The following is a 26,286-nucleotide window of genomic DNA, read 5'->3' as shown; positions in this document are numbered from 1 at the left end:
GCGGGTGAGCGAACGCGTGGACCGGGACGCCAATCGCGAGCTACGGGCCCGATTCGATGACGTGTACGGCCAGTATCAGCAGCTCAGGTCCGGTTTGGACAGTCTGCAGGCGCGGCTCGCCCAACTGCGGGTGACCCGGCGCTCGCCGGACGGCCACGTCACGGCGACCGTCGGCGCGCAGGGTCAGTTGGTCGAGGTCGTCCTGGCCCCGGCGATCTACCGGGACCGCGACGCGGAGGCGTTGAGCCGGAAAGTCACCGAAACGGTCCACGCCGCCGTGGCCGCCGCCACCCAGGCCACCCAGGAGCTGGTCGCCGAGACCATGCCGGCCGGTGCCGGCTCGGCGGAGTTCCTGCGTACCGGCGATTTCGGCGCGTTGCTCGGCCGCGCCGACGCCGTGCTCGGCCGCGCCGAGGGGCCGGCATGACCGACGGCCAGCTCTGGCTCGACGCGTCCCGCGCCCGGCGCGGTGGCGCCGACCTGGCCCTGTCCGGCGAGGCGGTGACGGCCAGCCGGGCAGCGGAGGGCGGCGAGATCGAGGCCGCCAGCGGCGCCCGCCCGTGGGGACGCGACGACATCGGCGCCGCGTTCGAGCGCAGCTACCGCGGCATCGAGCAGACCGTGCTGCGCGCCTGGGCGGGCGTCGGGCAGCGGCTCACCGAACTGGGCGCCGACGTGGTCAGCGCCGTCGACGCGAGCGTGCAGACCGACCAGAGCAGCGCCGCCCGGCTCGACCGGGCCGCCGACCAGCGCTGACGGCGGGTCGATCCGGATGAGCGTGCTGCCCAGCCCGATCCCGCACCCGCTGGACTACGCGCCCTGGGACGTCCCCGGCTGGATCTACGAGGCCCTCGACTGGGCGGTCGGCGTGCAGTGGCCCGAGGGGAACGAACGGGCCGTCTGGGACGTCGCCGACCGGTGGTACGCGGTCGCCGGCGTCCTCGCCGGTCCACACGCCGACGCCGCAGCGGCCGCCACCGAGGTACGCAGCGGATACGGCGGCGTCGGAGCCGTCGACGCCGCGTTCGAGGCGGCCTGGCGTGGGATCGCCGAGGGCGATGACGCGCCCCTGCCGGTGCTCCTCGCGGTCACCGCCGACCTGGGCCGCCTGGTAGAGGAGTGCGGCTGCGACATCGAGGGCGCCAAGCTCGAAGTCTGGATCGAGCTGGGCATCCTCGTCATCGAGCTGCTCTCGGTGGCGGTGGCGGCGGTGCTCACCGCGGGTGCCGCCTCCCCGGCGGCCGGCGCGGCCATCACCGCCACCCGGCTGCTGATCCAGCAGATCTTCAAGCGTCTGATGGGCCAACTGGCGAGCAAGGCTCTGCGGCGCGGGCTCAAGGAGGCCGGCGAGCGCGCCGCCAAGGAGGTCGCCAAGGGTGGGGTGCGCGGCCTCGCCAAGCGAGCCACCCGAGAGGGGCTGGAGGAAGCGGCCGAGGAGTCCGGAATCAGCCTGGCCACCCAGGCGTACCAGAACTCCACCGGCCGGGCGCACGGCGTGGACCTGACCGACCTGGGCGCGTCGGCGGTCGGCGGGCTGGCCGGGGGAGCGGTCGCGCCGCTGGCCGGCCTGGGCCGCCACGCGACCGGCCGCGCGGCGCGCATCGGCGAGCACCTGGGTCGGGAGATGACCGGCGAGATGTTCGCCGAGAGCGCCGCCAGCATCGCCACCGGGCAGGGCCTGACCTCGGTGGAGGACGCGGTACGCGCCGCCGCGTCCGGGGCCACCGGATCGGCGACCGGGCAGACCGACCACGCCCTGCAGGCCCGGCTGCACGCGCAGGCCAACGCCCTCGCCGGAGCGTCCTTCACGGGCCCGCCCCTTCCGATCCCCACCGCGCCTCCGGTGGATGCCTCGCCCCCGGAAGCCGCGACTCCCTCGCCGGCGTCTCCCTCTCCGGCGTCTTCAGCCCCGGGGCCGCTGTCTGCGGCTGCGTCCTCCTCGGGGTCTCCGGTGGCGGGTGTCGCCCAGCAGGCGGGGGCGGACGTCGTCGGCTCGCCGGTGCCGGCGGCACCCGACGCGACGTCGTCGGGCGTTGGCCACGGCACGAGTCCGGCGCTCTCTGCTGTCGCGGCGGATCCCACGCTCTCGGCCGTCGCGGCCCCGGGGCTTCCTGCTGTCGCGGCCGATCCCCTGCTCTCGGCGGTCACCGCGCCCGTGGCCGGCGCCGTCGACCCGAACGGTAGGCCGGTGGCGGGGGCTGGGACGGCGGTCGGCGCGTCGCCGGGGATCGCCTCGGGTGCGGTCGCCCCGGGCACCAACGGCACGGGCGTTGCCGTGCCTCCGTTGAGCGGCCCGTCGTCGGCTTCCGTGCCCCCGTCGACCGGGCCAGCATCGGCTTCGGTGCCGCTGTCGACTGGGCCGTCGGCTTCCGTGTCCCCGTCGACCCTGCCGTCGGCGGCTTCGGTGCCTCTGTCGACCGGGCCGTTGGCGGGGGGCCTCTACCCGTCGGCGGCGGCGAGCACCGTGGGGCTGGCGACGCCGGTCGCGTCCGCCGGTCCCGCCTCGACCGTCGCACCCGGAACGGTGTTTCCGTTCACGTCCACCGGCCCGACGCCCGATGCCGCCGGCAGGCCCGGTGGGGTCGTGACCGAGACGGGCGGTGGCGCGGTCACCGGTGCGGCGGTGGGCCGGCACGCCGTACCCACGCGGTTCTCGACGCGGGACGCGCCTGCGCCGGCCCGCGTACCCCGTCAACGGGCTCGCGGCCGGGCGTCGGTTCCCCTCGACGTGCTGGCGTTCGGCGATCCGTCGGTGTCGGTGACCGAGAGCGACGGGTACGCCGCCCGGTGGGTGGCCGAGGCGGAAGCCGCCGAGCGGCGGCGCTACCAGGACCACTACGAGTCGCAGCGGACCGGGTTCGAGAACAATCGCCGGCAGGCGGAGGCCGCCCGCCTGCGGACCCGCGCCGCGGAGCACGACCGCAGAGCTGTTGAGTATGCGAACTACGCCCGACAGTTGCACCAGGCGGGGCACCGGCAGTGGGCCGACGGCTGGCAGCGGGCGGCGAACGACGAGACACGCGCGTACGCCCAATGGCGTGACCTGGCCGACGACGTCCTGGCGGGCGTCCGGGCGCCGGCGGTCGTGGACCTCGCCGACGGCGCTTTCGCGCACGCCAACAGCGACGTGGGCGCGCTCGCGCTCGGCGCGGTGGAGACCGCCGGCCCGTCCCGGCTCACCGGCGACGACGTGCCCCCGCCGGTCGACGACTCCCGGCCGTACGGGCAGCCGGGCGGGCTCCGGCCGCCGCTCGCCCTGCACCAGGTCGACGTCGAACGGCAGATGCCCCGCGACCTCGACGGCGCTGTCCTGCGTACCGCCGACCCCCGACGGGGCGGCTGGTTCGGCCTCCTGAACGACGGCGGCCCCCAAGCCGACGCCACCCGGGGCATCAACTGCCTGGACTGCACCCTGTCGCTGTTCGAGACCTGGGTGCACGGGCGGCCGCGGGTGTCCGCGCCGCGCACCTTCGACGGCTACCTGGACGGCGACACCCGACGGCCGATCCGTGGTGAGGCGGGTGGTCCGGGACGGGTGGAGGACGTGACCGGCGGACGTTTCCAGCGCGTCCTCGCACCGCCATCCGCCCAACGGACGCACCCTGCGCAGGCGCGGCAGGCCGCCGACCGGGGGTACGCCAACCTGCACGACCAACTGCTGCTGGGCGGCCACGGCAGCTACGCGTTCCTGATCACCGAGTGGGCGGGCGGCGGCTCGCACGCCTGGGTGGCGCTCAACCAGAACGGCACGATCCTCTACGTCGACCCGCAGACCGGCCTCGTCCGGGACCGGCCGCTCTACCCCGACGTGGTCGGCATCGACGCACTCGTGCTGGGCGGGGACGGCCGTCCGATGCCGCTCGGCGGGCTGCCCCGAGGCCGGTTCAGTGAACGTTCCGACCTACCGACCCACCCACCGGCGTACGACGACGGTGGCCACGGCGACCCGTACATCAACCGCATGTACCTGCTGCTGGACGGGCCGGGCTCAGTGCCCGACGTCCCGAGTGGGTCGCCCGGTCCGGCTGCGGACAGGCCGACGGCGGGCCGCGACACGGCTGAGGTGCTCGCGCTGGCCGACAGTCTGGACGAGGTTTTCTCGGCCGGGGTGAGCCCGGGTGAGTTCGCGAGGGCGGTGGATCCACCGACCCTCCGGCGGCTGGTACCCAGCCTCGACGACCCGGCTGCGCAGGACGTGTCGCGGCTGCTCAGTGATGCCCGGGTCCGCGACATGCTGGATACCGCCCTGCGAGAGCCACCCGCCAGCGAGCCGAAGCTCGCCGAGACGTTGGCCCGGCAACTGGCGCAGGCGCCGGACCTGGCGCGGATCATCCTGGCCAGCCCCGAACTGGCGACGTCACTGACGGCGCGGCCGTTGACGTTGCATCACCTGGCGAGCCACCAACAGGCCATCGATGCCCTCGCCGACGTGCTCGACGACATCGCCCAGCAGGAGACGGCAGGGCCGGCTGCGGCCGACCGGGGGGCATCTCAGCCGCAGCCGACACCTCTGACCGACGAGCAGCGACGGATCAGCGCGAGTATTCAGGTGCCCGGCGATCCGCCGACTCAGCCAGGATTCGACAGGCGTCAACGAGGCGACCGGTCCTACCGCGAGCGCTACCTGGACGACCTCTACTTGGCGGCTGCTGTCGCTCAGGTGGAGCTGAATCAGTTGGCGATGTCGCTCGCCCAGGTTGGTGACCGTCGTGTCGGTGAGCCCGGCTGGCGCTCCCAACCCAAGGACCGCCGCCGAGCCGAGGACAAGGTGAACAAGTACCACGGCGACGCGTCCAAGTTGTTCGATCTCGCGGCCGCCAAGGTCGAATTTCGCAGGCCCGACGACCTCTACGCGGCGCTCGGACGAATACGCGACCATCCTGACGTCGTGATCGTGCGTTGTCGGGACCGGTTCATGTCTCCTCAGGACAGCGGCTACCGGGACGTACAACTCGTACTGCGGACCCGGAACGGGCATCTCGCCGAGTTCCGCCTGCACCTGGCTGCGCTCGACGCGGTGGCGGTCTGGGAGCATGCGCTCTATGAGGTGCGCCGTGACGTGGACGCCTTGGCCCGGGCCGAGGGTCGAGCCATGAACGGTCGCGAGAGCGCGATCGCAGATGGCATCCTCCGCCACGAGCAACAGTTGTTCTGGGAGGCACTGCTGTCGGCCTACGAGGGGAACGCTTGATGGCGCATATGCCAGGTCTGGTGCTCCCGGCTTACTACCTCTATTACCAGTCGCCAGTGAAGATCGTGGAGACGTCCGACGGTGGTGCCAGGGTATGGCGGGTATCCATCGACACCGGGGGCTGGCAGGAAAAGAATGACCTCTTTGGCGAGATCGTCTTCGACATCGGAGGAGAGGTATTTCGCCAAACTGCGGAAGAGTTCGTGCAGGAAGTTGAGCGTTTCCGGGCGCACTATCTGGTTGGCGAAGGCCCGATCTTCGCCCTCTACGAGACCGTGCAGGCACTCCGGGATGTGGCGGAGGCGGAAGGGCGACCGTTGACCTCGAAGGAGCAGGCTCTGATCCGGGGGATTCGCCAGCGAACTTTTGTGATGTTTGAGGAGCAGTTGCGGGCTGCCGGCGATCCGGGTGCCGACCCCGAGTTGGCGACGTGACCCATGGTGCCGTCGGCGCAGGCTGGCGGGCGCGCGGCGGTTGCCGAGGTGGACGGTTATCGACAAGAGTCGCCGTATGGCTGACTCACGCGCCGAGGCGACGACCTCCGACAGCGGACCCACGCGGACCTTCGGTTGGTCGTACCTGTTCGTTCATCCGGACGACGACCCGCGCTCGGATGGCAACTTCGCCGACGAGCGGACGGTGCTCGTCGAGTATCTGCGCGACCAGCGCCTCACGTTCGAGCTCAAGTGTGACGGCCTGAACGCCGAGCAGTTGGCCCGGCGGGCGGTGCCGCCGTCGACGATGTCGCTGCTCGGGCTGATCCGACACCTGGCCGAAGTGGAGCGTGGCTGGTTCCGCAGGACCATGGCTGGTGAGGTCGCGCCCAAGCTGTACTGCACGGACGACGATCCCGACGGCGACTTCGACGGCGCGGTGGCCGATCCGGTTGTGGTGGACGAGGCGTACCGGGCCTGGCGTACGGAGGTCGAGTTCTCCGAGCGGTTCGTCGCCGAGGCAGCGGATCTGGGAGTGCAGGGGCGGCAGCGGGACGGCAACGTCATCGTGCTGCGCAGGCTGCTGGTGCACATGATCGAGGAGTATGCGCGGCACAATGGCCACGCCGATCTCCTGCGCGAGCGCATCGACGGAAGGGTGGGTCAGTGATGGCCGAAGGATTCGACATCCGGTTGACGCGGGCGCAGAAGCGCTATGAGCAGGCGGTCTTCGGTGGCGACGCCACGTCGTTGGACGAGGCGGAGCGGGATCTCGTGGCGTTGGAGGCGGACACGGCTCTGGCCCGGGGCCGGCTCCTGCATGCCCGTTTCCTGAAGACCGGTACGGAGGACGCGGCCGAGCTGCGGCTCTTCGAGCGGGCGGCGCAGCTTTACCGCGAGCTGGGTGACCCTCGTGGCGAGGGGGAGTCGCTGTTCTGGGTGGGCACGGTCCACCAGGTGATCCGCCAGGACCAGGCGGCCGCCGACCCGGCCTTCGCGCGGGCGCGCGAGCTGGCGACCGAGGCGGGCGACGAACTGACCCTGTCGTACGTGCTGCGGCACCTGTGCTTCGGTGAGCAGGCCGCCGGGCGGGTCGACGCGGCGCGGGAGTTGCTGGCGGAGTCGACCCGGCTGCGCCGGGAGCTGTCCTTCACGCCGGGAGTCGCGGCGAACCTGATCGGTCTGGCGGACCTGGCGGCGACCGACGGTGACCGGGATGCCGCCCGCGACCTGCTCGACGAGGCGGCCGAGCTCGCGGCCCGCAGCGGTGCGCACGGTGTTGCCCGGTGGGTCGAGGAGGCTCGCGACGAGCTGAAACTCGCCTGATCACGGTCGGGCGGGCGCGCTCGGGGTCTGGACGGTCGGTCCGGGCCGGAGATCCGGCGGCGGTGCGGCCAACCGCGCGACGGCGGTCCGTGTTGTTGGTGGTGCCGATTAGCATCGGTCCATGGCGAATTCCACGACCGACAGCGGCAAATCCCGCGTCTGGGCCTGGCCGGTTGGCCTCCTGCTTGGCCTGGCGATCGGCATTCCCTCGTTCGGTTCGAAGGGCGGCGTGGCCTTCGGTGTCGCCATGGCCGTCGCCTTCGCGGTGGCCCTCGGCGCCACCCGGAGGCGCGTCGACGGCGAGAGGGCCGATGAGGAGCCTGCCGAGGATGGCAGCACGCCCCAACCGGCCAAGTAGGACTGGTAAGCCGACGAGGTGACCAACCCCCTCGCCGACGGGCTTCGCCGAGCGTGATCGACTCGACATCGCTGATAGCGGGGTGTCCGAGGGCGTGGGATACCGCGCTATCGCCGAAACCGCGTGGATCAAGGCCGGCGCCGGTGCCGAAACCGAGTGAATCAAGGTCGGGGGCCGGCGCTGGTGCCGGTGTGGATCAAGGGTGGTCGCTGATGTCTGGTGGATCGACGCCCGACCGGGGGTACGTGCCGCGCAGCGAGGCGGAGGCGGTGGCCGTACAGGAGGAGTTGCGGCCGCTCGTCGACCTGGTCGGGCCGGGTCCGGCCGCGCCGGCGACGGTGGCCGGCCTGGACGTCGCGTACGCCGAGAGCGGTGACCTCCTCGCGGCGGCCGTGACCGTGCTGGACGCCCGGACGTTGGCGGTGGTGGATTCCGCGGTCAGTGTGGGCCGGCCTTCGTTCGGTTACGTGCCGGGGCTGTTCGCCTTCCGCGAGCTGCCGGCTCTGCTCGCCGCGCTGGACACGCTGACGACCAGCCCGGATCTGCTGGTCTGTGACGGGCACGGCGTGGCCCATCCGCGCCGGTTCGGGCTCGCCTGTCACCTCGGGGTGGTCACCGGTCTGCCCGCGATCGGCGTGGGCAAGACGCCGCTGGTCGGCGAGTGGGATCCACCGGCCGCCGAGCGGGGTGCCTGGTCGGCGCTGCGCGACGGAGGTGAGGTCGTGGGCCGGGTGCTGCGGACCCGGGACGGGGTGAAGCCGGTCTTCGTGAGCGTCGGGCACCGGATGAGCCTGGACAACGCGACCGCTCAGGTGCTCGCGCTGACTCCGCGCTACCGCCTGCCCGAGACGACCCGTACCGCCGACCGGCTCTGCCGCGACGCCCTCGCCGGGGTCACACGCTCCAACCTGGACGAATCGGGCGGTCGAGCGCTCGGAGGCTCTATCGACGGAGATCGCCGAGCGTGATCGACTCGACAGCGGCGATATCGGGGTGTCCGAGGCCGTGGGATACCCCGACTTCGCCGATACCGAGTGGATCAAGGCCCGGTGGTCGCCGGGCCGGTCGTAAACCGTAACGCCGGACACATGCGGGCCGCTCTATGACCGGTGGCGGGGGTAGGCCGGTAGTAGCCTGGCGCGGACCCCACCCGGGGAGAAACGGTGAGGTGATCATGACGGTGCGTCGACGCGCGGCACGACTCGCGACGGTCTGCGGTCTGCTGGTCGGCCTGGTGATGCTCGGTGCGTCACCCGCGCTGGCCGACGACGACTCGGTCCGTGTGGGGTCGGCCAGCAGCTTCGCCGCCGGGGGCTCGGCGCAGGGGGTGAACGTCGCGGTGCGCAAGCGCTCCGGCGGTTGCGTCCTGCTGCGTACCGCCCTGGGTCTGCGCCTTGAGGGTCTCCAGCCGAGCCAGGTGGCGGTCCAGGTGAACACGGGCGGGCACTGGGTTCCGGTGGCCGTCGGCGGCGGTGACGGCAACGTGGAGACCGGGCAGACCGCACCGGCGAAGCCGACCCTGTGCAAGGGCAAGGGCAGCACCGTGCGGTACCGGGTGGCGTTCGCCGCCGACGCGCCGGGCGGCCAACTCTACGTGACCGGTGTGGCTCTCACCGCGGCTGGCCAGCAGTTGGGGCAGGGCGCCGACACGGCGAAGGTCACCGGGCGGCTCTCCCCGTCGCTCACCCCGACGCCGTCGAAGAAGCCGACCCCGACCCCCAGCCCCACCGAGGTCGCGGCGGCCGGCGAGGTGGTGAACCCGGCCGCGCTGGGCCCGACATCGGCCGCGCCCAGCGTGACGGCGGTGGCCGCCGAGTCCGGCGGTGGTTCGCCGATCATGTTCTTCGGCATCGCGATGGTGGCGGTCGGCCTGCTGCTCATCGTGCTGCTGGTGCGCCGCTCCCGGCAGGACCGCACGCCGTCCGACGAGCCCGGCCCGCTGCCGGGCAACCCCGGTGGCACCACCTACCGCTCCGGCGGTGGGTCGCCCGCCGTGCCCGGTCAACCCGGCCCGGTGTACGGCCAGCAGCCGCCGACCGCCGGCCAGGTGCCTCCGCCCCGCCCCGCCGGCGGAGGGGTCTACGGGGCGCGACCCGTGCCGCCGACCCCGGACGCCACGCAACCGATGCCGGGTGCTCCGGCTGGCCCGGGTGCCCAACCGCTGCCCGGTGACCGGCCCACGCCGCCCGACGGCGGCGATCACACCGTGTTCATGCCTCGGCTCCCCGGCTAAGCGGGGCCGGGCCGGAGCGCTCCGATACGCTCAGGTTCGTTGTCAACCTGCGGCCAAGGAGCGGAACTAGTGTCTGATCTGTCCCAGATCGTGAAGGCGTACGACGTCCGAGGGACGGTGCCGGACCAGTGGGACGAACGGGTCGCCGAGGCGCTCGGGGCCGCATTCACCCAGCTGCTCAACACCACTGACGAGCCCGGCGACGCGGTCGTCGTCGGGTACGACATGCGGGCCAGCTCGCCCGGTCTGGCCGCCGCCTTCGCCGCCGGTGTGCGGGCCGAGGGCCGCTCGGTGATCGAGATCGGGCTCGCCTCCACCGACCTGCTCTACTTCGCCTCCGGTTCGCTCGACCTGCCCGGCGCGATGTTCACCGCCAGTCACAACCCGGCGCAGTACAACGGCATCAAGATGTGCCGCTCCGGCGCCCGGCCGATCGGCCAGGACAGCGGGCTGGCCGAGATCCGCGAGCGGGCGCAGGCCCTGCTGGACTCCGGGGCGTCGCGCCCGGCGGGTGAGCCGACCCGCCCGGCCGAGCGGCGGGACCTGCTTCCCGACTACGCCGCGTACCTGCGCAAACTGGTCGACCTCTCCGGCATCCGGCCGCTGAAGGTGGTGGTCGACGCCGGCAACGGGATGGGTGGCTTCACCGTCCCCACCGTGCTCGGCGACGCCGCCCTGTCGCCCCTGCCGTTGGAGATCGTGCCGCTCTACTTCGAGCTGGACGGCAGCTTCCCCAACCACGAGGCGAACCCGCTGGACCCGGCGAACCTGGTCGACCTCCAGCGTGCCGTCGTCGAGCACGGGGCCGACATCGGGTTGGCCTTCGACGGCGACGCCGACCGGTGCTTCGTGGTGGACGAGCGCGGCGAGCCGGTGTCGCCGTCGGCGATCACCGCGCTGGTCGCGGCACGTGAGCTGGCCAAGCACCCGGGCTCCACGGTGATCCACGGTCTGATCACCTCCAGCGCGGTCGCGGAGATCATCCGCGAGCACGGTGGGGAGCCGGTGGTCGCCCGGGTCGGACACTCCTTCATCAAGGCGGAGATGGCCCGCACCAACGCCGTCTTCGGTGGCGAGCACTCCGCGCACTACTACTTCCGGGACTTCTGGTTCGCCGACACCGGAATGCTCGCCGCGATGCACACCCTGGCCGCCCTCGGCGAGCAGTCGCAGCCGCTGTCCGTGCTTGCCGGCGAGTACGAGCGCTACATCGCCTCCGGCGAGATCAACTCGACGGTCGCCGACCAGGCTGCGGCGGTGGCCGAGGTGCGTGCCGCGTACCCGGACGCGACGGCCGACGAGATGGACGGGCTGACCCTGCGTTTCGGAGACGGCGCCTGGTTCAATCTGCGTGCCTCCAACACCGAGCCGCTGCTGCGGCTCAACGTCGAGGCGCCCACCCGCGAGCGGATGGTCTCGCTGCGGGACGAGGTGCTCGGCCGCGTTCGCCGATAAGATCGCCTGCGCCGGTCGGCACCGCCGCCGGTGACCCCGCACTCGTGGAAGGAGCCGCGCCATGGCCCTGGATCCGCAGTTGCTCGAGATCCTTGCCTGCCCGGACACGCACCACGCCCCGCTCACCTACGACGCGGAGGCGCAGACGTTGACCTGCACGGAGTGTGGCCGGATCTTCGAGGTCCGCGACGACGTGCCGGTGCTGCTGCTCGACGAGGCGCGTGGCGGCCCCGGACAGCAGTCATGATCGACGGTACGGCCGGGGTCAGTGGGCGTCGCGACGCCGACGAGGCCCTGCTCGACAACCCGGACGCGCTGGCCGAGCACGACCCGGGCGGCATGCTGCGGCACACCGCGTCGGCCGGCGCCCAGGTGCGCGAGAGCGCGGCGTTGGCCGCCGAGGCGAACCTGGCGGTGCTCGCCGACGACGGGCGTCCCCGAGCCGTGGTGATCGCCGGCATCGGCACCGCCGGGCGTACCGGTGACGTGCTGGCCACGGTCGCCGGGCCGCGCTGCCCGGTCCCGATCATCGGGCACCGCAGCTCGGGCGTACCCGGTTGGGTGGGCGCCGCCGACGTGGTGATCGCGGTGAGCGCGTCCGGTCGGAGCCCGGAGGCGTTGGGCGCCGCCGAGGCCGCGCACCGTCGCGGCGCCCGGCTGGTCGCGGTGGGCGCCCCGGACTCGCAGTTGCAGTCGGTGGCCGAGCGGGCCCGCGCGCCGTTCATCCCGGTGCCGCGACGCGCGCCGGCCCGGGCCAGTCTCTGGGCGCTCACCGTGCCGGTCCTGCTCGCCGCGCGTTCGCTCGGGTTGGTGAAGGTCAACGAGGCGGACCTGGCGGAGACGGCGGCCCGGCTCGACGCGGACGCCGACCGCTGCCGCTCCGCCGCCGAGTCGTTCGTCAACCCGGCCAAGTCGCTGGCGCTGGGGCTGGCCGGCTCGATCCCGATCGTCTGGGGCTCGTCCCCGCTGGCTACCGTGGCGGCCCGCCGCTTCGGCGACACCCTGTCCGCCAACGCCCGCTACCCGGTGGTCACCGGGGCGCTGGGCGAGGCCGGGCGGGGCCGGGTCGGGCTGCTGGACGGCGTCTTCGGCGGCCTGGCCGAGGGGGAGCGGGACATCTTCGCCGACCCGGCGGAGGACGACGGCGAGGGCACCCGGCTGCGGCTGGTCCTGCTGCGCGACGGCGGTCTCAACGCCGAGGACGACACGGACGAGCCGCTCGCGGTCGAGGAGCGCCGCGCGGACGCGGTGCAGACCCTCGCGGAGCGCCGTGGTGTGCGCTGCGACGTGGTGACCGCCGAGGGTGGGTCGGCTCTGGAGCGGCTGGCCTCCCTGATCGCCGTACCGGATTTCGCGTCGATCTATCTTGCTCTGGCACACGGACTGGACCCGATGGCCGTTCCGGCCATCACCGAGATGAAGGAGCTGTCGAACCAGTGAACGAACGCAGGGGGCGGCGCGTCACGTACGTCACCACGCCGCGAAGCGGAGTGGCGGCGTGAGCGCGAACGGCGGGACGAAGGCGATCGTCGCCGCCCTGCTGGCCAACATCGGCATCGCCGTCACCAAGTTCATCGCGTTCCTGCTCTCCGGGTCCTCGTCGATGCTGGCCGAGGCGGTCCACTCGGTCGCCGACTCCGGTAACCAGGGTCTGCTGCTGCTCGGCGGGAAGCGGGCGAAGCGCGCGGCCACCCCGGAACACCCGTTCGGGTACGGCCGGGAGCGCTACATCTACGCGTTCATCGTGTCGATCGTGCTGTTCAGCATCGGCGGCCTGTTCGCCCTGTACGAGGCGTATCACAAGTGGTCGCACGCGGAGGGCATCACCGAGTGGCAGTGGCTTCCGGTGGCGGTGCTGCTGGCGGCGATCGCCATGGAGTCGTTCTCCTTCCGAACGGCGATCAAGGAGTCCAACCACATCCGGGGCAACCAGTCCTGGGTGCGTTTCATCCGGCGGGCCAAGGCGCCGGAGCTGCCGGTGGTGCTCCTGGAGGACTTCGGTGCGCTGGTCGGTCTGGTCTTCGCGCTCTTCGGCGTCGGCATGACGCTGATCACCGGCAACGGTCGGTGGGACGCCGCCGGCACCGCGATGATCGGCATCCTGCTGGTGGTCATCGCCATCGTGCTGGCCATCGAGACCAAGAGCCTGCTGCTCGGTGAGGGTGCCGAGCAGCAGGACCTGGCCGCCATCGAGCGGGCCATCACCGAGGGTCCCGAGGTGGAGCGGATCATCCACATGAAGACGCTCTACCTGGGCCCGGAAGAGCTGATGGTGGCCGCGAAGATCGGCGTGCCGGCCTGCGAGAGCGCTCACGAGCTGGCCCGTGGCATCAACGCCGTGGAGGCGCGGATCCGTACGGCCGTGCCGATCGCCCGGGTGATCTACCTGGAGCCGGACATCTACAGCGCCGCCGCCGCGGCGGCCGGCACCGGCGCCGCGGCCGACACCGCCGTACCGCAGCCCGAGGACGCGTCGGGTGAGGCGGTCGGGCGGCCCGGGAGCTGAGACTGTGGAACCGCTGTACGGACCCATCCGGGACTACGCCTGGGGGTCCCGCTCAGCCATCGCCCTGTTGCAGGGTCGGCCGGTGCCCAGCGCCGGTCCGGAGGCGGAGCTGTGGCTGGGCGCCCACCCGGGCGCCCCGGCCAACGTGGAGCGCGCCGGCCTGCGGGTGAGCCTCTGTGACCTGGTGCGCGACGAGCCGGGGCAGTGGCTGGGCCAGCGGGTGGCCGACCGGTTCGGCACCCGGCTGCCCTTCCTCCTCAAGGTCCTCGCCGCCGACGCGCCGCTGAGCCTGCAGGCCCACCCGGATGCCGAGCAGGCCCGGGCGGGTTTCGCGGCGGAGGCGGGCCGGCCGGCGGGGGAGCGCAACTACTCCGACCCGCACCACAAGCCGGAGTTGCTGGTCGCGCTCACGCCGTTCGAGGCGCTGTGCGGTTTCCGGGACCCGGTGGAGTCGGCCGAGGCGCTCGCCGCGTTCGGCGTACCGGCGTTGGGGCCGGTGGTCGACGCGCTGCGGGACGGGCCGGCGGGGCTGCGTACGGCCGTGCGGACGCTGCTCGGCTGGCCGGTCGCCGAGCGCGACGGGCTGCTGCGGACCGCCCTGGCGTCGGCGGCCGACGGCCCGGACGCGGAGCTGGCCCGCCGGTTGGCGACCGCCTATCCGGGCGACCCGGGCGTGCTGGTGGCGCTGCTGCTGCACCACCTGCGGCTGGTGCCGGGGGAGGCGATCTGGATGCCCGCGGGCAACCTGCACGCGTACCTGAGCGGCTGCGGCGTGGAGATCATGGCGGCCAGCGACAACGTGCTGCGCGGGGGTCTGACCCCGAAGCGGGTGGACGTCGAGGAGCTGCTGCGGGTGCTGCGTTTCGAGGTGCTCGACGATCCGGTACGTGCCGCGCAGTCGGTCGCCCCGGGCGTGGACTGCTGGCCGGTGCCGGTGGACGACTTCGCGCTGCACCGGGTGCGGGTCGGCGCGGCCGTGCCGGAGGTCACCGTGGCGCTGCCCGGCCCCCGGGTGGTGCTCTGCGCGGCGGGCTCGGTCACGGTCGACGATGGGGCGGGCGCACTGACGCTGGCGTCCGGCCAGGCGGCGATCGGCACGGCGGCCGGCGAGCCGCTGCGGATCAGCGGTGACGGTGAGGCGTACGTGGCGACGTCGGGGCTGCGCTGAGTCCGACACAAGTCCGACTTTCCCGGAATAGCTTGACGCGCCCCTGGCTGAATGTGACTCTATGAGTACGCAGCGTTATCGCGACGACGGTCCGACAACGTGCGGGGAACCAAACCGGGGGGATGCACGGGGCGGGCGGAAGTGGGCAGCGGGTCTGTCCACCACCGACCGCCCCGTGCGCTGTCCGCAGCCCGTCCCCCGGCGCCCGTCGCCAGCGCGCGTAAGGTGGAGGATCGGCGCAGACATCGTTCGACAGGAGCTTTCATGACCAGCACCCTCCCGGCGGCCGCCAGCGGTACGCCGTCCGAGGCCCGGCCGAGCACGCTCGCCGAGGGCGACTTCAAGGTGGCGGATCTGTCGCTCGCCGAGTTCGGGCGCAAGGAGATCCAGCTCGCCGAGCACGAGATGCCCGGCCTGATGGCGATCCGGCGGGAGTTCGCCGAGGCGCAGCCCCTCGCCGGCGCCCGGATCACCGGTTCGCTGCACATGACCATCCAGACCGCAGTCCTGATCGAGACGCTGGTCGCCCTCGGCGCGCAGGTTCGCTGGGCGTCCTGCAACATCTTCTCCACCCAGGACCACGCCGCCGCCGCGATCGTCGTCGGCCCGAACGGCACCCCCGACGCCCCCGCCGGCGTCCCGGTGTACGCCTGGAAGGGCGAGACCCTTCCGGAGTACTGGTGGTGCACCGAGCAGGTGCTCGCCTGGCCGGACGGGCAGGGCCCGAACATGATCCTCGACGACGGCGGCGACGCCACCCTGCTGGTCCACAGGGGCGCCGAGTTCGAGAAGGCCGGCGTCGTGCCGCCGGTCGAGTCCGCCGACTCCGAGGAGTACGGGGTCATCCTCGAGCTGCTGCACCGCTCGCTCGCCGAGGACGGCCAGCGCTGGACCCGGATCGCCGCCGGCATCAAGGGCGTCACCGAGGAGACCACCACCGGCGTGCACCGCCTCTACGAGATGCACCGCGCCGGCACGCTGCTCTTCCCGGCCATCAACGTCAACGACTCGGTGACCAAGAGCAAGTTCGACAACAAGTACGGCTGCCGCCACTCCCTGATCGACGGCCTCAACCGGGCCACCGACGTGCTGATCGGCGGCAAGATGGCCGTCGTGATGGGCTACGGCGACGTGGGCAAGGGCTGCGCCGAGTCGCTGCGCGGCCAGGGCGCCCGGGTCGTGGTGACCGAGGTCGACCCGATCTGCGCGTTGCAGGCCGCGATGGACGGTTACCAGGTCGCGACCCTGGACGACGTGGTCGAGCAGGCGGACATCTTCATCACCGCCACGGGCTGCTTCGACGTCATCACCAACGAGCACATGGCCCGGATGAAGCACCAGGCCATCGTCGGCAACATCGGCCACTTCGACAACGAGATCGACATGGCCGGCCTGGCCAAGCGCTCGGACGTCGAGCGGATCAACATCAAGCCGCAGGTCGACCTGTGGCGCTTCGCCGACGGGCACGCCATCATCGTGCTGTCCGAGGGGCGTCTGCTGAACCTGGGCAACGCGACCGGGCACCCGAGCTTCGTGATGTCGAACTCGTTCGCCAACCAGACGATCGCCCAGATCGAGCTGTTCACCAAGACCGAGGAGTACCCGGTCGGCGTCTACGTGCTGCCCAAGCACCTGGACGAGAAGGTTGCCCGCCTGCACCTGGGCGCGCTCGGCGCCAAGCTGAGCACGCTCACCAAGGAGCAGGCCGCGTACCTGGGCGTCTCGCAGGAGGGGCCGTTCAAGCCGGACCACTACCGCTACTGATCGACATCTCTCCGAACCGGGTCGGCTGTTCGCAGCCGGCCCGGTTCGTCGTTCCCGCCGGGGCGGGACGGGACGTCAGCCGGAGCGGGAGTCGCGGCGGCTGGGGCGGAACCACGTCCACGCGCACCAGGCCAGCCAGCCCAGGGACACGACGGTGGCCAGTGCCCGCAGGCGCAGCGCGCTGAGCAGCAGCACCACGGCGAGCACCGCCAGCCACGGCAGGAAAGCCTTCACGGCAGGGATCCTCCCACGCTCGGACGGTGACCGGTTCGTGGCGGCCGCCGAAGACCAGGTCACACCGAGGGTGAGCTTGTCATGAACGACTTGACGGGGCCCCGGAACTGGAGGAAGGTATGGCTGCCCTAAGTTAGCTGAGGCGTGCCTAATGAACACGGAGCCAGGATGTTCGCCACCTACCTGATCGGCCTGCGGGAGGGCCTGGAAGCGACCCTGGTGGTCAGCATCCTGGTCGCCTTCCTGGTGAAGTCGCAGCGCCGGGACCGGTTGCCGCAGGTGTGGGCGGGCATCGGCCTTGCGGTGGCGCTCTCGGTGCTCTTCGGCTGGCTCATCGAGTACACCTCGACCTCGCTGCTGTCCCGCTCCGAGGACCGCGAGCTGTTCGAGGCCATCACCTCCGTCGCGGCCGTGGTGTTCGTCACCTGGATGATTTTCTGGATGCGCAAGGCGGCCCGCACCATCGCCGGCGAGCTGCGCGGCAAGCTCACCGAGGCACTGGCCGTCGGGTCGCTCGCCGTCGCCGGGATGGCCTTCCTCGCGGTGATCCGGGAGGGCCTCGAAACCGCCCTGATCTTCTACTCCGCCGCCCAGGGCGCGGCCGGCGACAGCGGGCCGCTGCTCGCGCTGATCGGCGGCATCCTCACCGCCGTGGTGCTCGGCGTGCTGCTGTACGCCAGCGCCCTGCGGATCAACCTCAGCAAATTCTTCACCTGGACCGGCGCCCTGCTGATCCTGGTCGCCGCCGGCATCCTCAAGTACGGCGTGCACGACTTCCAGGAATCCGGTGTCCTGCCCGGCCTCAACGACCTGGCCTTCGACATCACAGGCACGCTCGACCCGACCACCTGGTACGCGGCGCTGCTGGCTGGCATGTTCAACGTGACGCCCGCGCCCACCGTGCTCGAGACGATCGCCTGGATCGCGTACGCCGTGCCGGTCCTGGCGCTCTTCCTGCGCCCGACCCGGCGTACCCCCGCACCGGCCGCGGCCTCCGCGGCGCCGGCCGCGCCCCCCGCGGCGGCACCCTCCGCGGCCTCGGCGCCCGCCGTCGCCGGGTCGACGTCTGCGGACGCCACGAGCACCACCACCGTCACCGAGCGCGGGGCCGACACCGGCGCCGAGGCCGAGGCCGATGCGGCAGCAACGCCGCAGCGTGCCTGACCCCACGAGGAGAAACAGCCCAGATGCGTACCACCCGATTCTTCGCGCTGGCCGCTGCCGGCGTGCTGGCGACGACCGGCGTCGCCGCGTGCTCCGACTCCAAGAAGGATGAGGCGGGCGCGGCCGGCGGCGCGATCGTGGTCAAGGCCACCGACACCGCCTGCGAGGTCGGCACGACCGACCTCGGCGCCGGGACCGCCACCTTCAAGATCACCAACGCAGGCGCGAAGGTCACCGAGTTCTACGTGTACGCCTCCGGCGACCGGGTGATGGGCGAGGTGGAGAACATCGCCCCCGGGCTGAGCCGCGAGCTGCACGTCGAGTTGCCGGCGGGCACGTACGAGACGGCCTGCAAGCCGGGGATGAGCGGCAAGGGCATCCGGGGCGCGCTCAAGGTCAGCGGGTCGGCGCAGCCGCTGACCGCCGACACCGCCCTGGCCGGGGCCACCGACAACTACCAGCGCTACGTCAAGAGCCAGACCGGCGCGCTGCTGGAGAAGACCGAGGAGTTCGTCGCCGCCGTGAAGGCCGGCGACGTGGCCAAGGCCAAGGCGCTCTACCCGGTCGCGCGCACCTACTGGGAGCGGATCGAGCCGGTGGCCGAGATCTTCGGCGACCTGGACCCCAAGATCGACGGCCGCGAGGAGGTCATCGAGGAGGGGATGGAGTTCACCGGCTTCCACCGGATCGAGAAGGACCTCTGGCAGTCCGGCGACATCAGCAAGGACGGCCCGATCGCGGACCGGCTGCTGGTCGACGTCAAGGAGGTCGTGGCGAAGGCCAACGCCGAGAAGCTCTCCCCGCTCCAGCTCGCCAACGGCGCGAAGGAGCTGCTCGACGAGGTCGCCAGCGGCAAGATCACCGGCGAGGAGGAGCGCTACTCGCACACCGACCTGTGGGACTTCGCCGCCAACCTGGACGGTTCCAAGGCGGCGCTGTCCGCCCTCCGGCCCGCGTTGGAGCAGCGCTCGCCGGAGCTGGTCAAGCAGCTCGACACCGAGTTCGCGAACGTCGAGGCGCAGCTCGGCAAGCACCGCGACGGCGACGGGTGGAAGCTGCACACCGCGTTGAGCAAGGCTGAGCTCAAGGAGCTCTCCGACGGCATCAACGCACTCGCCGAGCCGATCAGCAAGGTCGCCGCAGTCGTCGCCCGGTGACCGGGACGCAGGGGGAGTCGAGTCGATGAGCGCAAGCAGGTTGACGCGCCGGCGGGCCATCACGCTCGCCGGCGCGGGGGTGGCCGGAGTCGCCGGCGTGGCCGCTGGCGCGGGCGCGCTGGTGGGTGACTCCCGTGGCCCGGCGGCGGCCAGCGACCACCCGGCGGACGCGGTTCCGTTCCACGGGGAGCACCAGGCCGGCATCGTCACCCCGGCGCAGGACCGGCTGCACTTCGTCGCCTTCGACGTGATCACCAAGGACCGGGCCCGCCTGGTCGAGATGCTCCAGGAGTGGACGGCCGCCGCCGCGCGCATGACGGCCGGCCGCGACGCCGGGGTGCTCGGCGCGGTCGGTGGCATGCCGGAGGCCCCGCCGGACGACACCGGTGAGGCGCTCGGCCTCCCGCCGTCGCAGCTCACCCTGACCATCGGCTTCGGCCCGACGCTGTTCCGCGACGCCGACGGACGGGACCGCTTCGGCATCGCCGACCGCCGCCCGGCCGCCCTGGCCGAGCTGCCCAAGTTCCCCGGTGACGCGTTGCAGGCCCCGATCTCCGGTGGCGACCTGTGCGTGCAGGCGTGCGCCAACGACCCCCAGGTGGCGGTGCACGCGATCCGCAACCTGGCGCGGATCGGCATGGGGGTGGTCAGCGTCCGCTGGTCGCAGCTCGGCTTCGGCCGTACGTCGTCGACGTCCCGGGACCAGGCGACCGCCCGCAACCTGTTCGGCTTCAAGGACGGCACGGCCAACCTCAAGGCCGAGGAGACCGACCTGCTCCGCGACCAGCTGTGGGTGCAGCCGGGCGACGGGCCGGACTGGATGACCGGTGGGTCGTACCTGGTCACCCGCAAGATCCGGATGCTCGTGGAGACCTGGGACCGGACCTCCCTGGCCGAGCAGGAGGAGATCGTCGGTCGGACCAAGGGCAGCGGCGCTCCGCTCGGGCGCGGCAAGGAATTCGACGAGCCGGACTTCGCGGCACGCGGGGACGACGGCAAGCCGCTGATCGCCGAGCACGCCCACGTCGCCCTGGCCCACCCGAGCCGGAACAACGGCGCGCACCTGCTGCGGCGCGGCTACAACTTCGTCGACGGCTCGGACGGTCTCGGCCGGCTCGACGCCGGCCTCTTCTTCATCGCCTACCAGCGGGACCCGCGCCGGCAGTTCGTGCCGATCCAGACCCAGTTGGCCCGCCATGACGTGATGAACGAATATCTGCGGCACGTCTCCAGCGGCCTGTTCGCCTGCCCGCCCGGAGTGCGCGACGGCGGGGACCACTGGGGCCGCGCGCTCTTCGGCTGATCGCCGCCGCGACCCGTCCGAGCTGCGGTGGCGCTGAACCGCGTCGAGGGGGGATCATGGCGCTATCCGTGCCGGCTGACGCCGGTCCCACCGAACTGAACGGGGATGCAATATTAATCCCATGAGAGCCCGGGTTCTGGTGGTCGACGACGACCCCGCACTCGCCGAGATGCTCGGCATCGTGCTGCGCAGTGAGGGTTTCCTGCCCTCGTTCGTGGCCGATGGCGAGCGGGCGTTGGCCGCCTTTCGTGACAGTCGGCCGGATATCGTCCTGCTCGACCTCATGCTGCCCGGAATGAGTGGTATCGACGTGGCGCGGTCGATCCGTGCCGAATCCGGCGTGCCGATCGTCATGCTGACCGCCAAGAGCGACACCGTGGACGTCGTCCTCGGCCTGGAGTCCGGCGCCGACGACTACGTGGTGAAGCCGTTCAAGCCCAAGGAGCTGGTGGCCCGGATGCGGGCCCGGTTGCGCCGTGGCGAGGACGTGGCGCCGGAGATGCTGACCATCGGCCCGCCCGGCAACCAGATCACCATCGACGTGCCGGCCCACACCGTGAGCCGCAACGACGAGGAGGTGAAGCTGACGCCGTTGGAGTTCGACCTGCTGGTCGCGCTCGCCCGCAAGCCGCGTCAGGTCTTCACCCGCGAGGTGCTGCTGGAGCAGGTCTGGGGCTATCGGCACGCGGCCGACACCCGACTGGTCAACGTGCACGTGCAGCGGCTGCGCGCCAAGATCGAGCCAGATCCGGAGCGGCCGGAAATCATCCTCACCGTGCGGGGCGTGGGCTACAAGGCGGGCACCGGATAGCCTGGTCACACTGTGTCGACCTCGCCGCCCCCGCACCCCCAGACCACGGCAGCCCGCCGGCTCAACGCCGGCCGGGACCTGTGGCGCGCCCTGAGTGGCCGGGGCGCGCGGCTGGTGGCCCGGGCGCACCAGACCTGGCGCCGCTCGCTCCAGGTCCGGGTGGTGACCATCACGCTTGTCGCCTCCAGCCTGCTGGTGGGCGGTTTCGCGTACCTGATCGCTGACAAGATCACGACGATCCTGCTCGACAACGCCCGCACCGACGTCCAGTTGCGGGTCAAGGGCGGCGCGGGCTACGCGGCCAAGCAGGTCTCCCTCTACGGTCAGCCGCAGGAGGCGCAGCTTCAGGAGACCATCGAGGGCACGGTCAACTACCTGGCCGGCGGCGACCCGCAGCAGACCAGTGGCGTGGTGGTGGCCATCACCGCCGCCGACTACCCGACCATGATCCAGACCCGCACCGCGCCGGCGGTCAACGTCCAGCCCTTGATCAGCAAGGAGCTGCGTGCCGCGGTCGCCAGCGGCAAGGTGGCCAGCCAGATCCAGACCGGTCGGCTCACCGGCGAGCCGACGAAGTACCTGGTCTACGGCTCGCCGGTGCCGACCCGCTTCGGGCAGATCGAGCTCTACTACCTGGTGCCGCTGACCCGCCAGGACGCCACCGCCGCGGACGCCCGAGCCACAGTCGTCGCCACCGGCATCGCCCTGGTGGTCCTGCTGGGTCTGCTCGCCGCCCTGGTCACCCGGCTGGTGGTCAACCCGGTCCGGGTCGCCGCGCGTACCGCTCAGCGGCTCTCCGCCGGCCTTCTCGACCAGCGGATGGTGGTCAACGGCGAGGACGACCTCGCGCTGCTGGCCGCCTCGTTCAACCAGATGGCGACCAACCTGCAACGGCAGATCCTGCGCCTGGAGGAGATGTCCCGGTTGCAGCGCCGGTTCACCTCCGACGTGTCGCACGAGCTGCGGACCCCGTTGACCACGGTCCGGATGGCCGCCGACCTGATCTTCGCCGAGCGCGACGAGTTCGACCCGGCGGTGGCCCGCAGCGCCGAACTGCTCCAGGCCGAGCTGGACCGTTTCGAGGAGCTGCTCACCGACCTGTTGGAGATCAGCCGGTTCGACGCGGGCTTCGCCATGCTGGACGCCGAGCCGACCGACCTGGTGCCGGTGGTGCACCGGGTGGTCGACCGGTTGGCCGGCCTGGCCGAGCGGGTGGGCGTGGAGATCGAACTGGACCTGCCGAGCACGCCGGCGATCGCCGAGGTCGACCCCCGCCGGGTCGAGCGGGTGCTGCGCAACCTGGTCGGCAACGCCGTCGAGCACGGCGAGGCCCGGCCGGTGCTGATCACCCTCGGCATCGACGACACCGCGGTGGCGATCACGGTCCGCGACCACGGGGTGGGGCTGAAGGTGGGTGAGGAGAAGCTGGTGTTCAACCGCTTCTGGCGGGCGGACCCGTCCCGGGCCCGGCAGACCGGCGGCACCGGGCTGGGTCTGTCGATCAGCCTGGAGGACGCCCGCCTGCACGGTGGTTGGCTGGAAGCCTGGGGAGCGCCCGGGCAGGGCGCCCAGTTCCGGCTCACCCTGCCGGCCCGCGCCGGTGACCGGCTCACCACGTCGCCGCTGCGGCTGGTGCCCGCCGACGCGGCGCTGCCGTTCGGCGGCCCCCGCGACGGCGGCCCGCTGGCCATCGGGCCGGGCACCGGTGGAGCGCTGGCGATCGGCCCCGCGCCGGCGGGGGACGGCCAGCGGGCGGAGGTGCGCTCGTGAGGGCTCGACCACTGCTGGGCGCCTTCGGCGTGGCGCTGCTGCTCAGCGCGGGCTGCGGCATCCCGGCGTCGTCCGACGTGCGGGTGGACGGCAAGGCCGGCACGGCGACCGAGGCCGGGTCGAGCAACGGCCGAAGCAGCGAACCTCCGTCGCGTACGGCCAGCGGCAGCGACAACGAGGCGTTCGTGCGTAACTTCCTGTCCGCCGCCGCCGGCGAGCCGGACCGGGCGTACGAGCGGGTGAAGGCGTTCATCGCCCCGGAGCACAGGCTCCGCCTGCAGGACAAGAAGGGCAGCGAGGTCGCGCTGACCGTGGTCCGGCTGCGGGAGTCGGTCTTCACCTTCAACAGCGACTCGACCACCACGGTCAAGATCTCGGTGCAGCAGATCGGTGTGCTGCGGACCAACGGCACTCTGGCACCGCCGGTGGCGACCGAGACCGAGTACGAGTTCCGGCTGCGCAGCGCCGCGCTCGGCGGCGCCGACAACGACGAGCGCGCCGGCCAGTACGTCCTCGACCCGCCGAACGTGCTGCTGCTCAGTGACGTCGCCCTCCAGCAGTACTACCAGGACGAGTCGATCTACTTCTGGAGTTCCGACCGCACCCGGCTGGTGCCCGACCAGCGTTATCTGCCGTTCGCGGTGCCGGACGAGCGCCGGGTCAACGAGGTCGTGCGGTGGCTGGTCGGCGGCCCGTCCGACTGGCTGCGGCCGGGCGTCGTCGGCCTGCCCGACGGCACTGAGCTGATCAACAACGCCACCGGCGCGAACAACCGCTGGGAGGTCAACCTGGACATGTCCGGCGACGACCAGAACCGGGTCGACCAGGTGATCACGCAGCTCGCCTGGTCGTTGGGTGACCTGCCGGGCGAGTTGGAGCTGAAGATCCGCAACAACTCGCAGCCCGTGCAGGACCTCAACGAGCGCCGGCTGGCCCAGCCGCTCTACCCGGTGCGGGAGGGTCCGCAGCGGTTCGGCGTCTACGAGGGCGCGATCCGTCCGCTGGACTTCGTCGGCGAGCCTGGCGGTGTCGTGCCCCTGGCGGCCGAGGTCAACCGCAACATCGTGTCTGCCGGCCTCGCGCGGGGCGCCAACCGGGTCCTCGCCGCGATGGTGGTGACCAGCGGTAAGGACCGGCAGCGACTCGCGGTGGGCGCCGGCGCGGACACGGTGGCCGCGCTCAACCGCGGCGGCACGGAGTACGCCTCGATCAGCCGCCCGGTGTGGCTGCGTACCGTCGACTCGCGCCCGGCGCAGGGGCTGGTGGTGGCCGACGGCCGCCTCTACCGCTTCGACGAGGCCGCCCGCATGTCGGAGGTGCCGCTGAACCTGCCCTCGCCGCAGGTCACCGCGGTCGCCGCCGCGCTGGACGGTCAGCGGGTCGCGTTGGTCGCCGGCGGCCGGCTCTACGTCGCGGCGATCAACCTGGACGGCGCCGGGAGCGGGATGTCCGTTGGCCCGCCCCGGGCCCTGGTCACCTCGTTGACCGGTCTGACCGCGGTGGACTGGATCGGCGAGGATCGGCTGGTGGTGGCCGGGTCGGCCGGCCAGCCGGCGATCTACGAGATCAGCGTGGACGGCGCACTGGAGACACCGCTGCGCACCGACGTGGGCGCCAAGGTCAACCACCTGACGGCGTACCCCACCAACCGCAGCGTGCGGGTGCCCACCGGGGCGTACATGTACGAGGCGAACAAGGTGGCGTACCGCAGCAGCCCGTTCGAACGGATCGAGCCGGAGAGTGTGCGCGACGTCCCCGCGCCGCCGGCCGGGGTCCGGCCGAGCAACCCGTCCGCCCCGTTCTTCCTCTACTGACGCCGTGCGCGGGCTCTGGGCGGACCTCGCCGACCTGGTCCTGCCCGCGGACTGTGCCGGCTGCCGCGGGCGGCACGCCGTCCTGCGGCACGGCTTCTGCCCCGACTGCGTGACGGCGCTGGGCGTGCTGCGTCCCCGGCCGGTCCGCCCCACGCCCGCCCCGCCGGGGCTGCCGCCCTGTGTCGCCCTGGGTCCGTACGCCGGCCCGCTGCGTGAGGCCCTGCTGGCGTACAAGGAGCATGGCCGGCACGGTCTGGCCCGCCCGCTGGGCGCGCTGCTGGCCGAGGTGGTCGTCGCGGCGGTCGGCGGCGTCCGCCCGCTGGAGTTGGTGCCCGTGCCCGACACCGCCGCGGCGGCCCGAGCCCGCTACGGCGACCACCTGGACCGGTTGGCCCGGCACTGCGCGAATCGGCTGCGTCGGGGCGGCTGGCCGGCGCGGGTGCACCGTCCGCTGCGCGCGCTGCCCCGGCCGGACTCGGTGACGCTGGACAGCGCGGGCCGCGCCGCAGCGGCCGAGGCGGCGTTCCGACCCCGGTCCGGCGCGTCGGGTGGGCGTCGCCGGACGGACGGCGCCCCCGTCGTGGTGCTGCTGGACGACATCGTCACCACCGGCGTGACCCTGGCCGCGGCGGCCCGGGTGCTGACCGCGAGCGGGCGGCCACCGGGTGTCGCCGCGGTGCTCGCCGCGACCGAGAAAAGGCACCAGTTGTAACCGACCGTGTTTCCGTTTCACCCGTTGGTGTATGAGGTGCGAAAAATCCCGGGCGGTCTTGGCAACATGGGGTGACTGCCGGGCGAACAGGAGTTAGCGTTTCGCTGTCAGGGGTAGGAGGTCGTTCCATCCCGCCCCCGGCGGTGAGAGGAGGCGTAGCCGTACTGACCGGTCGACGCCAGCGGGTCTCCCCACGGCGCGCGGCCGGGCAACCGGATCGAAGACGTCCGAACAAAGGAGGTCACGTGGACATCGTGGTCAAGGGCCGCAACGTCGAAGTGCCGGACCATTACCGGGTACACGTAGCCGAGAAACTCGCAAAGGTCGAACGCTACGACCATAAGATTATCCGCGTCGATGTCGAGCTGTTTCACGAGCGCAATCCGCGCCAGGCCGACCACTGCCAGCGGGTGGAGATCACCTGCGTTTCCCGTGGCCCCGTGATTCGGGCCGAGGCCTGCACGAACGATTTCTACAGCGCGCTCGACGCCGCCATCGCGAAGCTCGACACCCGGCTACGCCGTGCGGCGGACCGCCGCCGCGTACACCGTGGTCGGCACGCGCCGATCTCCGTCGCCGCCGCCACCGCCGCCCTGCCGGTCACGGATCTGGTGGCCGCCCCGCTGTCCGCGCCGGGCGCTGGCGCCCGCGCCGGCACCGCCGTCGCGGAGCGGGTCGAGGAGGAGCACGACCAGCCGTGGCACATCGCCCGGGAGAAGGTGCACCCGGCGGAGCCGATGACGATCGACGACGCCCTGTTCCAGATGGAGCTGGTCGGCCACGACTTCTACCTGTTCCAGGACAAGGAGACCGGCCGCCCCAGCGTCGTCTACCGACGCCACGCCTACGACTACGGCATCATCTCGCTCGACACCTGAGCCGGGCC

The 26,286-nt window shown here is 72.2% G+C and carries 24 protein-coding genes; 23 read left to right on the top strand and 1 reads right to left on the bottom strand.

Features of this window, described 5'->3' with window-relative positions:
* The first annotated feature begins 4 nt into the window (after positions 1-4).
* The 15 genes from ACGGAQ_RS01555 (at position 5) to ahcY (ending at position 16,435) form a co-directional block, all read left to right on the top strand.
* Positions 5-427 carry a YbaB/EbfC family nucleoid-associated protein gene (locus ACGGAQ_RS01555; protein ID WP_393043606.1) on the top strand — a complete coding sequence of 141 codons (423 nt, stop codon included), beginning with the start codon at positions 5-7 and terminating at the stop codon, positions 425-427.
* Complete coding sequence (locus ACGGAQ_RS01550) at positions 424-756, top strand: hypothetical protein (RefSeq protein ID WP_354854288.1); 333 nt, start codon at positions 424-426, stop codon at positions 754-756. Before ACGGAQ_RS01555 ends, ACGGAQ_RS01550 begins: the two co-directional genes overlap by 4 nt.
* A 16-nt stretch (positions 757-772) precedes the next feature.
* Positions 773-5,191, top strand: a complete 4,419-nt coding sequence (locus ACGGAQ_RS01545; protein WP_393043604.1) for a toxin glutamine deamidase domain-containing protein — start codon at positions 773-775, stop codon at positions 5,189-5,191.
* A gap of 56 nt (positions 5,192-5,247) precedes the next feature.
* A complete protein-coding gene (locus tag ACGGAQ_RS01540) occupies positions 5,248-5,625 on the top strand; it encodes a hypothetical protein (RefSeq protein WP_393043602.1) in 378 nt (125 codons plus the stop codon).
* 76 nt (positions 5,626-5,701) lie between these two features.
* Positions 5,702-6,295 (top strand): DinB family protein, encoded by a 594-nt coding sequence (locus tag ACGGAQ_RS01535; RefSeq protein WP_393043600.1) that lies wholly within the window; start codon positions 5,702-5,704, stop codon positions 6,293-6,295.
* Entirely contained in the window at positions 6,295-6,951 is a 657-nt protein-coding gene (locus tag ACGGAQ_RS01530) for a tetratricopeptide repeat protein (protein WP_393043598.1), read from the top strand. The genes ACGGAQ_RS01535 and ACGGAQ_RS01530 overlap by 1 nt, the downstream gene beginning before the upstream one ends.
* 121 nt (positions 6,952-7,072) lie before the next feature.
* The gene (locus tag ACGGAQ_RS01525; protein ID WP_393043597.1) at positions 7,073-7,309 is read left to right on the top strand and encodes a hypothetical protein; all 237 of its coding nucleotides are present in this window, start codon (positions 7,073-7,075) and stop codon (positions 7,307-7,309) included.
* A gap of 212 nt (positions 7,310-7,521) precedes the next feature.
* Positions 7,522-8,277, top strand: a complete 756-nt coding sequence (gene nfi / locus ACGGAQ_RS01520) for a deoxyribonuclease V (protein ID WP_393043595.1) — start codon at positions 7,522-7,524, stop codon at positions 8,275-8,277.
* A gap of 206 nt (positions 8,278-8,483) precedes the next feature.
* Positions 8,484-9,542 (top strand): hypothetical protein, encoded by a 1,059-nt coding sequence (locus ACGGAQ_RS01515; protein WP_393043593.1) that lies wholly within the window; start codon positions 8,484-8,486, stop codon positions 9,540-9,542.
* Positions 9,543-9,611: 69 nt separating this feature from the next.
* Positions 9,612-10,997: a phosphomannomutase/phosphoglucomutase gene (locus ACGGAQ_RS01510; RefSeq protein ID WP_393043591.1), complete on the top strand. Its 1,386-nt coding sequence runs from the start codon at positions 9,612-9,614 to the stop codon at positions 10,995-10,997.
* Between the two features lie 61 nt (positions 10,998-11,058).
* Positions 11,059-11,244, top strand: coding sequence for a Trm112 family protein (locus ACGGAQ_RS01505; RefSeq protein ID WP_007455824.1), 186 nt, complete (start codon positions 11,059-11,061; stop codon positions 11,242-11,244).
* Positions 11,241-12,437, top strand: a complete 1,197-nt coding sequence (locus ACGGAQ_RS01500) for an SIS domain-containing protein (protein ID WP_393043589.1) — start codon at positions 11,241-11,243, stop codon at positions 12,435-12,437. The genes ACGGAQ_RS01505 and ACGGAQ_RS01500 overlap by 4 nt, the downstream gene beginning before the upstream one ends.
* Positions 12,438-12,495: 58 nt before the next feature.
* Positions 12,496-13,503, top strand: coding sequence for a cation diffusion facilitator family transporter (locus ACGGAQ_RS01495; RefSeq protein WP_393043587.1), 1,008 nt, complete (start codon positions 12,496-12,498; stop codon positions 13,501-13,503).
* A gap of 4 nt (positions 13,504-13,507) precedes the next feature.
* Positions 13,508-14,671, top strand: coding sequence for a mannose-6-phosphate isomerase, class I (manA, locus tag ACGGAQ_RS01490; protein ID WP_393043585.1), 1,164 nt, complete (start codon positions 13,508-13,510; stop codon positions 14,669-14,671).
* A 264-nt stretch (positions 14,672-14,935) separates the two neighbouring features.
* Entirely contained in the window at positions 14,936-16,435 is a 1,500-nt protein-coding gene (gene ahcY / locus ACGGAQ_RS01485; RefSeq protein ID WP_393043583.1) for an adenosylhomocysteinase, read from the top strand.
* A gap of 75 nt (positions 16,436-16,510) precedes the next feature.
* Here ahcY and ACGGAQ_RS01480 read toward each other — a convergent pair whose 3' ends face one another.
* Entirely contained in the window at positions 16,511-16,669 is a 159-nt protein-coding gene (locus tag ACGGAQ_RS01480) for a hypothetical protein (protein WP_354859030.1), read from the bottom strand.
* Between the two features lie 168 nt (positions 16,670-16,837).
* Between ACGGAQ_RS01480 and efeU the strand changes: the two genes are divergently transcribed.
* The 8 genes from efeU (at position 16,838) to hpf (ending at position 26,278) form a co-directional block, all read left to right on the top strand.
* Positions 16,838-17,833 (top strand): iron uptake transporter permease EfeU, encoded by a 996-nt coding sequence (efeU, locus tag ACGGAQ_RS01475; RefSeq protein WP_393043581.1) that lies wholly within the window; start codon positions 16,838-16,840, stop codon positions 17,831-17,833.
* Between the two features lie 23 nt (positions 17,834-17,856).
* The gene (gene efeO, locus ACGGAQ_RS01470) at positions 17,857-18,990 is read left to right on the top strand and encodes an iron uptake system protein EfeO (RefSeq protein WP_393043579.1); all 1,134 of its coding nucleotides are present in this window, start codon (positions 17,857-17,859) and stop codon (positions 18,988-18,990) included.
* A gap of 25 nt (positions 18,991-19,015) precedes the next feature.
* The gene (efeB, locus tag ACGGAQ_RS01465) at positions 19,016-20,293 is read left to right on the top strand and encodes an iron uptake transporter deferrochelatase/peroxidase subunit (protein ID WP_393043577.1); all 1,278 of its coding nucleotides are present in this window, start codon (positions 19,016-19,018) and stop codon (positions 20,291-20,293) included.
* A gap of 121 nt (positions 20,294-20,414) precedes the next feature.
* Positions 20,415-21,104: an MtrAB system response regulator MtrA gene (gene mtrA, locus ACGGAQ_RS01460; protein WP_007455837.1), complete on the top strand. Its 690-nt coding sequence runs from the start codon at positions 20,415-20,417 to the stop codon at positions 21,102-21,104.
* Between the two features lie 12 nt (positions 21,105-21,116).
* Positions 21,117-22,874 (top strand): MtrAB system histidine kinase MtrB, encoded by a 1,758-nt coding sequence (mtrB, locus tag ACGGAQ_RS01455; RefSeq protein ID WP_393043574.1) that lies wholly within the window; start codon positions 21,117-21,119, stop codon positions 22,872-22,874.
* Positions 22,871-24,688 carry an LpqB family beta-propeller domain-containing protein gene (locus ACGGAQ_RS01450; protein WP_393043572.1) on the top strand — a complete coding sequence of 606 codons (1,818 nt, stop codon included), beginning with the start codon at positions 22,871-22,873 and terminating at the stop codon, positions 24,686-24,688. Before mtrB ends, ACGGAQ_RS01450 begins: the two co-directional genes overlap by 4 nt.
* A gap of 4 nt (positions 24,689-24,692) precedes the next feature.
* Positions 24,693-25,400 (top strand): ComF family protein, encoded by a 708-nt coding sequence (locus ACGGAQ_RS01445; RefSeq protein WP_393043570.1) that lies wholly within the window; start codon positions 24,693-24,695, stop codon positions 25,398-25,400.
* 245 nt (positions 25,401-25,645) lie between these two features.
* Positions 25,646-26,278: a ribosome hibernation-promoting factor, HPF/YfiA family gene (gene hpf / locus ACGGAQ_RS01440; RefSeq protein WP_393043568.1), complete on the top strand. Its 633-nt coding sequence runs from the start codon at positions 25,646-25,648 to the stop codon at positions 26,276-26,278.
* Positions 26,279-26,286: the final 8 nt, after the last annotated feature.

Source organism: Micromonospora sp. NPDC047557 (assembly GCF_043205095.1).
Taxonomy (GTDB): Bacteria; Actinomycetota; Actinomycetes; order Mycobacteriales; family Micromonosporaceae; genus Micromonospora.
This window is presented reverse-complemented; position numbering and strand designations above follow the sequence as displayed.

Coding starts and splice junctions, on each gene's coding strand:
- ACGGAQ_RS01550 (WP_354854288.1), top strand. CDS start 424: ATGACCGACGGCCAGCTCTGGCTCGACGCGTCCCGCGCCCGGCGCGGT.
- ACGGAQ_RS01545 (WP_393043604.1), top strand. CDS start 773: ATGAGCGTGCTGCCCAGCCCGATCCCGCACCCGCTGGACTACGCGCCC.
- ACGGAQ_RS01535 (WP_393043600.1), top strand. CDS start 5,702: ATGGCTGACTCACGCGCCGAGGCGACGACCTCCGACAGCGGACCCACG.
- ACGGAQ_RS01530 (WP_393043598.1), top strand. CDS start 6,295: ATGGCCGAAGGATTCGACATCCGGTTGACGCGGGCGCAGAAGCGCTAT.
- ACGGAQ_RS01525 (WP_393043597.1), top strand. CDS start 7,073: ATGGCGAATTCCACGACCGACAGCGGCAAATCCCGCGTCTGGGCCTGG.
- nfi (WP_393043595.1), top strand. CDS start 7,522: ATGTCTGGTGGATCGACGCCCGACCGGGGGTACGTGCCGCGCAGCGAG.
- ACGGAQ_RS01515 (WP_393043593.1), top strand. CDS start 8,484: ATGACGGTGCGTCGACGCGCGGCACGACTCGCGACGGTCTGCGGTCTG.
- ACGGAQ_RS01505 (WP_007455824.1), top strand. CDS start 11,059: ATGGCCCTGGATCCGCAGTTGCTCGAGATCCTTGCCTGCCCGGACACG.
- ACGGAQ_RS01500 (WP_393043589.1), top strand. CDS start 11,241: ATGATCGACGGTACGGCCGGGGTCAGTGGGCGTCGCGACGCCGACGAG.
- ahcY (WP_393043583.1), top strand. CDS start 14,936: ATGACCAGCACCCTCCCGGCGGCCGCCAGCGGTACGCCGTCCGAGGCC.
- efeU (WP_393043581.1), top strand. CDS start 16,838: ATGTTCGCCACCTACCTGATCGGCCTGCGGGAGGGCCTGGAAGCGACC.
- efeO (WP_393043579.1), top strand. CDS start 17,857: ATGCGTACCACCCGATTCTTCGCGCTGGCCGCTGCCGGCGTGCTGGCG.
- efeB (WP_393043577.1), top strand. CDS start 19,016: ATGAGCGCAAGCAGGTTGACGCGCCGGCGGGCCATCACGCTCGCCGGC.
- mtrA (WP_007455837.1), top strand. CDS start 20,415: ATGAGAGCCCGGGTTCTGGTGGTCGACGACGACCCCGCACTCGCCGAG.